Origin of the sequence: Bizionia sp. (genome assembly GCF_048259285.1) — a bacterium.
Taxonomy (GTDB): domain Bacteria; phylum Bacteroidota; class Bacteroidia; order Flavobacteriales; family Flavobacteriaceae; genus Algorimicrobium; species Algorimicrobium hallyeonense.
In genome coordinates this window covers 25,888-35,047 of the sequence record NZ_JBLXHU010000026.1, presented here as the reverse complement: position 1 = coordinate 35,047, position 9,160 = coordinate 25,888, and the positions used below count along the sequence as shown (strand labels likewise).

The following is a 9,160-nucleotide window of genomic DNA, read 5'->3' as shown; positions in this document are numbered from 1 at the left end:
GATGGTCATGTTTTCAAGGCCAAAAACATTGTAAGTAGTGCTGGAATTGTAACCACCTACACCACATTATTACCCGAAGCTACAGTTATAAAACACAAACTAAATAAACAGTTACAACAAGTAAAACCATCAGTAGCGCATGTAAGCTTATATTTGGGATTAGAAGGTACGCCTGAAGCGCTACAAATTCCGAAAACAAATCAATGGATATATCCAGCGGAAGGCGATCATGATACCTGCGTTGACAATTATTTAAACGATTTATCACAACCTTTCCCTGTCGTTTATATTTCATTTCCTTGTGCTAAAGATCCGGATTGGTCTAATAGATATCCTGGAAAAAGCAGCATTGATATAATTACACTTATTCCCTATGAAACTTTTGAAAAATGGTCGGATACCTCCTGGAAAAAAAGAGGTGATGATTACGAAGCCATTAAGGAGAATATTACCAATAGACTCTTAACAGAATTATATAAACAATTACCGCAAGTGGAAGGCAAAATTGTTCATCAAGAATTATCCACACCATTAACAACTAAACATTTTGTTAATTATCAAACAGGCGAAATTTACGGATTGGACCACACGCCTTCCCGTTTCAGACAACCTTTTTTAAAACCAAGAACACCTATAAAAAACTTTTACCTAACGGGTCAAGACATTGTCACAGCAGGCGTTGCAGGCGCATTGTTTTCAGGTGTACTTACTAGTATTGCCATTACTGGAAAAAATATTTTAAGCAAGGTGTAGATTACAAATACTTCAGCATAAAACATAAAATATGGGATTGAAAAACAAAATAATTACAAAAGGATTTGTTGTAGCTGGTTTAATGAACCTGTCGGTTTTAATCTTTTCAAGATTCTTCACCAATTCCACCATTCCTGAAACAGACCCCGTTGTTATGTCTAATTTCGGTTTATTAATGATTGCTGTTTGGGGTCTTGCTTATATATCGGTTGCAAAGCATTATAATTCAGTAAAATGGCTTGTCGCCGTTTTTGCCTTGGAAAAATTAATATATGGATGTATTTGGATACAGTGGATTTTAAATAATGACATCGCAGACGTTTATAAAAAAGATACCATGGCAGGTATGTTTTATTCCGTTTATGGGATAAATGATTGGCTGTTTTTCGTATTCTTCCTAGTCGTTTTCATAACATTATTTACAACAAAGAAAAAAAGCAATTAGTGTCTAGATTTTGAATTGGCTGGTATTTTAATAAATTTATTTAGCTATTTCAAAAATTCTATTAAAGTTTAAAAATGAGGGGATAAGCTTTAAATCCCAAGCTAAACAAACATAAAATAAATGAAAAGAATAGTTATAATTTTACTTCTAGTATTAGTGAGCTGTAAATCTTCGCAAGATAATTTTAAGGAAGAGTTGAAAACACCTATAAGTAGTTTTGAAGGAAAAATAATATTTTCAACAGACATCACAACATCAGAATTTGCTTCTGATAGTTTACAAAAAAAAATAACAGACAAATATGGTGATAGTTTAATCATGTATTATTCTAAAACGGGTGATTTCAGAAGAGTTCACTTAAATAGTTCAGAATTTGGATCAGACTCACAGTTATACCTTGCTAAAAAAGGGAAACTTTATTTTACCAAAAAAAACACGTTAGAAATTGATTCTCTAGACGCACAAAGAAATTCAATTAAAAAAATGCATAGCGGAAAAATCGAAAGTACAAAAATAATGGGCCTGGACTGTGAATGTTACGAATACATAGCTATTCGTAAATTCAATAACCGAGAAATAATCCTTAATTATTGCTTCAGTTTAAAAAGTCCAAAATTAAATTCTGACTTATTTTCCAAACACAACGATTTTTATTTGAATGAATACTATGAGATAGCTAAAAGACCCTATTTAAAATTTTCACTTCAGACTGATAAGTTCAAATTAACATACACGGCAATTGAATTGATTGAAATGAGCATTGAAAACGACATGTTTGAACTAAAATAATCCTGTTTAATTGCTTAATTAATATGCTCTAAAAAAACAGAAAACTTACCATTATGAAACAACTACTCACGCTAACAAGTTTTATACTATTTAGTTCAGTTGCAACACCGCTTTTTGCGCAACAAGATCGTTTTATTGACGACTATTTGGAACGATTAGAAAACTCTCGTAAATACTTACTTCTTATTGCAGAAACAATGCCAGCGGATAAATATGGTTTTAGAGCAACACCAGAATCTTTAACCTTGGCCGAAAACTTAATGCATATAGGTTATGCTATGGATTGGCATAGTCAATCCCTATTGGGTAATCGAGAAGCCAGAGAATGGAAAACAGATACGGTTTTTAAGGTGAGCCATAAATCTAAAAAAGAAATGATTACCTTAATTGACAACACATTTAACAAAACTATAAAACTCATTAAACAATTTAATACAACGCAACTAGATGACGAGTTAGACTATTTCGGGTTGAATAGGTCCAAAAGACAAATTTTCCTTTTACTTACAGACCACATCACCCACCATAGAGGACAAATGTTAGTTTATATGAGGCTAAACGGCCTTATTCCGCCTAGATACGTTTTGTTTCAATAAGATAAACAAATAAAACAAGCTAGATAAAACCTTTATTTACAGGCTTGTAACCTGCAAGTTATTAGTTATAGAAAAATTTGCATCCTTATGAAGCCTTTCAAACCAATTTGACGAATCCAGCAGTTGAAAACCTCAACCAAATATGGTATCTTCATATCTTTATTTTAAGATGTAAGACATGAACATTAAATTAGTCCTTTCCACATTACTCTTCCCTTGTTTTTTATTCGGACAAGGTGAACAACTTGAAGCTATTGAGAACGATTTAAAATTTATAAATCTGTTTAGTGCAGATATGAAGGAAGGTGTTTCTTGCTACAGAATTCCATCCATTATAACTGCTAAAAATGGCGACATCATTACAGCCATTGATGAACGCGTGCCGTCTTGTGGCGATTTAAAATGGAGTAATGACATTAATATTGTTATGCGTAGGAGTTCAGACAATGGCAATTCCTGGTCCGATATTGAAACCATAGTTGATTATCCCTTGGGTGAATCCGCTTCAGACCCATCCATGATTTTAGATGAAACCACAGGCGAAATTTTCATGTTCTTTAATTATATGAATCTGAAAACCGAGAAAAATGTGTTTTATTTAAAAATGATTTCTAGCATGGATCATGGCAAAACCTGGTCTACTCCTACTGATATGACATCGCAAATTACAAAACCCGAATGGAAAACGGATTTTAAATTCATCACGTCTGGAAGAGGCATTCAAACCCGTTCTGGCACATTAATCCACACGCTTGTAAATTTAGAAAACGGCTTATTCTTATTTAAAAGTGATGACCATGGAAAAAATTGGAGCCTCATAGAAACAGCCATCAAACCTGCCGACGAATCGAAAGTTATTGAATTGGAAGACGGCTCCTTAATGATAAATAGTCGCGTAAATAATTTAGGGGTTCGATATATTCACACCTCCAAGGACAACGGAAACACGTGGACATCCCGTCCAGATAATCAGTTAGTGGACCCTAGTTGTAATGCTAGTCTTATTCGGTATAGTTCTATTAAAAACGGTGGAACTAAAAATAGATTGTTGTTTTCAAATTTAAATTCCAAAGATTCCAGAGAAAATTTAACGCTTAAAATAAGTTATGACGAAGGAAAAACCTGGAGTAAAGGCAAAGTCATTTATCCAGGATCGGCAGCATATTCCACCATGACCCTTCTTAAAAATGGTGATATCGGTTTGTTTTTTGAAAAAGACGATTATTCCCAAAATGTGTTTGTAAAACTGTCATTAGCCTGGATAACGGATGGCAAAGATGGTGTTAAATAAACCACCATGTTTTCAAACAAGTTATAAAAATTTAAATATGAATTTTAAATCGTTGCTTCTTCTCTTACTCTACATAATTACACCCTTTTCTGTTTTTTCACAAGAGCGGCAAACCATTCTCTTAACGGATAATTGGAAGTTCCAAAAGGGACCCAACGATCAAGCCTTTCAAAAACAATTTAACGATTCTAAATGGGAAACAGTAACCGTCCCGCATGATTGGGCCATTAAAGGACCATTTGATAAAAATATAGACATTCAAGAAGTTACCATTGCGCAAGATGGCATATATAAACCTGCAGCATTAACAGGCAGAAGTGGTGCATTACCTTATGTTGGCGAAGCTTGGTACCGAAACACATTTTTAACTTCAGGTTTTGATGACACCAAAAAAGCCATCATCCTTTTTGATGGTGCCATGAGCGAACCCCAAGTTTATATTAATGGGAAAAAGGTTGGCGAATGGAATTTTGGTTACAATTATTTTTACTTCGATATTTCAAAATATATTACCGCAAACGCAGAAAACACCATTGCGGTTCATTTATCTAATCTGCCACTATCCTCACGGTGGTATCCTGGCGCAGGATTGTACCGAAACGTTAAAGTAATTATTAAAAATAAAAACTCGGTAGATCAATGGGGAACCTTTGTTACCACACCGTTTATAAGCGATAATCTTGCTAAAGTAAATATTAAAACTAAAGTGTCTGGCGAAAATTTAACGCTCGTTACTAAAATTGTAAACACCAATGGACAGGAAGTCGCTTCACAGAAAGCGACGCAGATATTTAATCAAGAATTCGAACAAAATATTCCTGTTCAAAACCCCAAACTCTGGGAATTAGATGCGCCATATTTATACACAGCCATTTCAGAAATTTACAAGGATAATCAACTTCAAGACCGCTATTCAACACGTTTTGGAATTCGCAGTATTAATTATGAAGCACACAAAGGCTTTAGTTTAAACGGGAACATCACGAAATTTAAAGGCGTCTGTTTACATCATGATTTAGGTCCTCTTGGAACAGCTGTTAACAAGTCCGCTTTAAAAAGACAACTACGCATTTTGAAAGATATGGGAGCTAATGCCATTCGTAGTTCCCACAACATGCCATCCATAGAGCAATTGGAGCTATGCGATGAAATGGGCTTTCTATTTCTAGCCGAATCCTTTGATGAGTGGGCAGAACCCAAGGTTGAAAATGGCTACAATCGCTTTTTTAAAACCGATGTGGAAAAAGATATCGTAAATCTGGTTCATGCCACCAGAAACCATCCATGTATAGTTATGTGGAGTGCTGGTAACGAAGTCCCAGATCAATTTGGATCGGAAGGTGCCAAACGTGCCAAAATGATTCAAGATATTTTTCACAGAGAAGATCCCACACGACCGGTAACCGTTGGCATGGATCAGGTTACTGCTACTATGGCGTCTGGTTTTGGAGCACTTTTGGATATTCCAGGATTAAATTACCGAACGTATTTATACGAAGCAGCCTATGAGAAATTTCCCCAAGGTCTCATTTTAGGTTCGGAAACAGCATCAACCGTCAGTTCTCGCGGGATTTATAAATTTCCGGTTAAAGAAGCTCAAATGAAACTATATGATGACTTTCAAAGTTCGTCATACGATTTAGAATATTGTAGCTGGTCCAACACACCAGATGTGGATGCTGTTTTACAAGACACACATGATTGGGTTATTGGCGAGTTTGTATGGACAGGTTTCGACTATTTAGGCGAACCAACGCCTTACTATAAAGAATGGCCCTCACGAAGTTCCTATTTTGGGATGATTGATTTAGCGGGTTTACCAAAAGACCGTTATTACCATTATCGAAGCCGCTGGAATACCAACGATGAAACCTTACACATTTTACCACATTGGAACTGGGAAGGTCAAGAAGGTGATACCATTCCAGTTTTCGTTTATACCAATTATAATGCTGCCGAATTATTTTTAAACGGAAAGAGTTTAGGGGTTCAAACAAAAAATGATTCTACCGCCTTAACACGCTACCGACTTATGTGGATGGATGTTATTTATGAACCCGGTGAATTGAAAGTTATTGCTTTGGATGATGCTGGTAATCCTTTAGCTGAAAAACGAATTCAAACTTCAGGCGAACCCTATGCCCTAAAATTAGAAACGGATAGAACGGAATTACAAGCAAACGGTAATGATTTAGCTTATGTTACGGTTTCCGTCGTCGATAAAAATGGGATAGAATGTCCAACAGCTACCAATCAATTAAATTTTAAAGTATCAGGAACTGGCAGCTTTCGTGCTGTTTGTAATGGTGATGCCACCTCTTTAGAAATGTTTCATATTCCAACCATGAAATTGTTCAGCGGAAAATTGGTTGTTACCGTTCAATCTACAGATAAAATTGGTAATATGACTTTAGCAGTAACAGGCAATGGTTTAAAAACAGCTAAAATAGACATCCAGTCTAAAAAATAAAAATGACTTATGACAACTTATAAATTTCTAATTCTTCTGATGGTTACAAGTTCTATTTATTCCCAAAGCAATTATAAATCAGCTGAAGGGTTTTATGAGCTTTCAAGTTTTGAGATGGCTGCTGGCATGTATTTGTTGGAAGATCAAACATTTTTCTACTTTGCCTCTTTCGGGAATGTGGATTTAAAAATATATGGCACCTATACCCTATCAAATTCAAATCAAATTACACTTTTTCCCAATCCTGAATTAACTAAAAAATTCCATTTTTACGGGTTACATAACCCTGAAAATAAAAATTATATCACGTTTTACTACAAGCAACCTTATGAGCAAAATGCAGAACAACTACTAATTGAAATTGACGGAAAGTATCAAGAATTCCCAAAATTCACTTCTGCTATTTCAGAAGTTTCTATGCGTATTGAATTTCCACAATCGGAAATTATTAAAATAGGCTATAAAAATCCTGACGCACAGAATGCATTTCAATATGAATTATTAGAAACCGCCAAACTCCATGATGGCATCAACGAAATTAAAATTTTTCATAATTATTATGCGGAAATGATTGTTGCTGTATCACAATTAGCATTCAAACTGGAAAATGGCATATTAACCGATTTAAATGAATTCAATCAAAAAACGATTCCAAAGAAAGAAATCAACCCCGATATTAAAAATCAAGTTCTAGCTTTTATTGCAGATAAGAAAAGTAAAACAACTATAAATCGTGATGGGAAAATCTATGAAAAAATAGATTTAACCTCCAAATAAGATTTCAGTTACCAGTATATTGTTTACACGGATGGAACCCATATAATTAATTTTAATTTCAAATTTTAATGACCTTTATACAAACCATTTTGCGGGGAATAGGACAAGTCATGTTTCAAAATAATATATATTCTGGTCTATTATTTTTAATAGGAATTTTCTACAACTCCTGGCTATTAGGATTAGCAGCTCTATTCGGCACAATAATAAGCACCGTTTCGGCTCATGTTTTGAAGTATCCAAAAGAGGCCATTAAAAACGGCCTATATGGTTTTAATGGAACATTAACAGGTATAGCCGTGTTTTGTTTTTTTGAGGTTTCTGTCGTAACCGTTTTCGCACTCTTTTTAGGTGCCATTTTATCAACGGTAATCATGGCATATTTACAAAAAATTATCCTGCCTTTTACTGCTCCTTTTGTCATGGCTACATGGCTAACCATATATTTCCTGATAGTTATTTTTAATTTTCCACTATTGGCGCCATTAGAGCAAATTGAAAGTAGTCTTAATTTTCTAATATCCTCTGGTAATAGTTTCGGTCAAGTCATGTTTCAAGAAAATAGTATAACAGGATTATTTTTCTTTATCGGAATTTTACTGAATAATAAATTAATGGCCGTATATGCGGCCTACGCAGCAGTTTTAGGGCCCATTGTTGGATGGCTTGTTTCAGAATCTACATCTACAATTAACGCGGGACTCATGGGTTACAACGCCATACTATGCGCTATAGCACTTGTAGGAACCGGATGGAAGGATTTTTTATGGATTACCAGTGCTATTATTCTATCCACATTACTAAATATAGGTATGGCCATGACAGGCTTAATTACCCTTACTGCTCCTTTTGTATTAGCAACTTGGGGGATTTTAATGGTGAAAAAAGTTTAAAAATTTAAATCGATAAATTGATTGTCTTGATATTAAATACACAACCTATCATTTGAATTAGAAATTAATTCTCTAAATTGAAAGTGGAAAAACAGCATAAAATGGATCTACCAACTAGCAACCCGATATTCATCATACCTGTATCTACAGGATTAATTTTTTTAATTGTTGGATTCATCATGATGAAGTTTCCGCCTAAAAAAATAAATGGTCTGTATGGTTATCGTACGGTAAGCTCCATGAAAAATCAAGAGCGATGGGATTTTGCACAAATTTATTCCGCTATAGAAATGATGAAATTAGGAGTTGTGTTAGCTTTAACCGGGTTGCTTGGTTTTATTGTGCAACCCAATGAAAAAATAGCCACATTAATTGGTATTAGCTTCATGGTTATACTTGTTGTTGTGCTATTTATTCGCGTAGAATCTGCTATAAAAAATAAGTTTAACTAAACAGTAAATAGCTAAAATCACACATGAAAAAACGCACATTGTATCTCGTATTCCTCGCAGTTTGTTTTAGCAGTACTTTACACGCTCAAAATACAATTGAAGCTCCTAAAGGCTATTCAACGCAGATAGGAAATATGGTATCCATGCTGGAAGATTTAAAAGCACGCCTTACTGCTAGTGTTGTAAACCTGAATCAAAATGAAGTCGATTTTTTATTAGATGATGATGCGAACCGCATTGGTGCCATGATTTTACATTTGGCAGCCACCGAAAAATATTACCAATTATATACGTTTGAAAACAGAAGTTTGAACAAAGACGAAAACGAAACCTGGCTAATGCCTTTAGAGTTAGGCAAACCAGCTAGAAGCGAACTTGTAAATAAACCTATTAGTTACTATTTAGATATTTGGGATGCAGTTAGAAAAGAAACCTTGAAATTATTAAAAACCAAAGATGATACCTGGTTTAATTCAAAAGTAAAAAATTCTAGTATGAACAACCATTGGGCGTGGTATCATGTTATGGAACATCAAGCGAATCATATGGGACAAATTCGATTAATTATAAAAAGAGTTCCTAAAAACTAAAAACATCAATAAACCGAATAAGTAGCGTTACCTGAACGCCATTGTAACTTTAATTTTTAACATTTCTACATTCCTAATAATTAAATTAAAAATAAAGTGTACCT

Annotated in this window: 10 protein-coding genes; all 10 read left to right on the top strand. The window is 34.4% G+C overall.

From position 1 onward, the window contains the following. On the top strand, window positions 1-753 hold a 753-nt coding region (locus ACN0QX_RS11845), incomplete at its 5' end, for a phytoene desaturase family protein (RefSeq protein WP_417197219.1). A 31-nt stretch (window positions 754-784) separates the two neighbouring features. Then, window positions 785-1,198 (top strand): hypothetical protein, encoded by a 414-nt coding sequence (locus ACN0QX_RS11840; protein ID WP_417197217.1) that lies wholly within the window; start codon window positions 785-787, stop codon window positions 1,196-1,198. 120 nt (window positions 1,199-1,318) lie between these two features. Then, window positions 1,319-1,987 carry a hypothetical protein gene (locus ACN0QX_RS11835; protein ID WP_248400373.1) on the top strand — a complete coding sequence of 223 codons (669 nt, stop codon included), beginning with the start codon at window positions 1,319-1,321 and terminating at the stop codon, window positions 1,985-1,987. 53 nt (window positions 1,988-2,040) lie between these two features. After that, window positions 2,041-2,583 (top strand): DinB family protein, encoded by a 543-nt coding sequence (locus ACN0QX_RS11830; protein WP_417197215.1) that lies wholly within the window; start codon window positions 2,041-2,043, stop codon window positions 2,581-2,583. Between the two features lie 178 nt (window positions 2,584-2,761). Then, window positions 2,762-3,874, top strand: a complete 1,113-nt coding sequence (locus ACN0QX_RS11825) for a sialidase family protein (RefSeq protein WP_417197213.1) — start codon at window positions 2,762-2,764, stop codon at window positions 3,872-3,874. Between the two features lie 37 nt (window positions 3,875-3,911). After that, a complete protein-coding gene (locus ACN0QX_RS11820) occupies window positions 3,912-6,344 on the top strand; it encodes a glycoside hydrolase family 2 TIM barrel-domain containing protein (RefSeq protein ID WP_417197211.1) in 2,433 nt (810 codons plus the stop codon). Between the two features lie 9 nt (window positions 6,345-6,353). Then, window positions 6,354-7,121, top strand: a complete 768-nt coding sequence (locus ACN0QX_RS11815; RefSeq protein WP_248400377.1) for a hypothetical protein — start codon at window positions 6,354-6,356, stop codon at window positions 7,119-7,121. Window positions 7,122-7,189: 68 nt separating this feature from the next. Next, window positions 7,190-8,014: an urea transporter gene (locus ACN0QX_RS11810; protein ID WP_417197209.1), complete on the top strand. Its 825-nt coding sequence runs from the start codon at window positions 7,190-7,192 to the stop codon at window positions 8,012-8,014. A gap of 101 nt (window positions 8,015-8,115) precedes the next feature. Beyond that, on the top strand, window positions 8,116-8,466 hold the full coding sequence (locus tag ACN0QX_RS11805) for an SdpI family protein (RefSeq protein WP_417197207.1): 351 nt from the start codon (window positions 8,116-8,118) through the stop codon (window positions 8,464-8,466). A 23-nt stretch (window positions 8,467-8,489) separates the two neighbouring features. Beyond that, window positions 8,490-9,056, top strand: a complete 567-nt coding sequence (locus tag ACN0QX_RS11800) for a DinB family protein (RefSeq protein WP_417197205.1) — start codon at window positions 8,490-8,492, stop codon at window positions 9,054-9,056. Window positions 9,057-9,160: the final 104 nt, after the last annotated feature.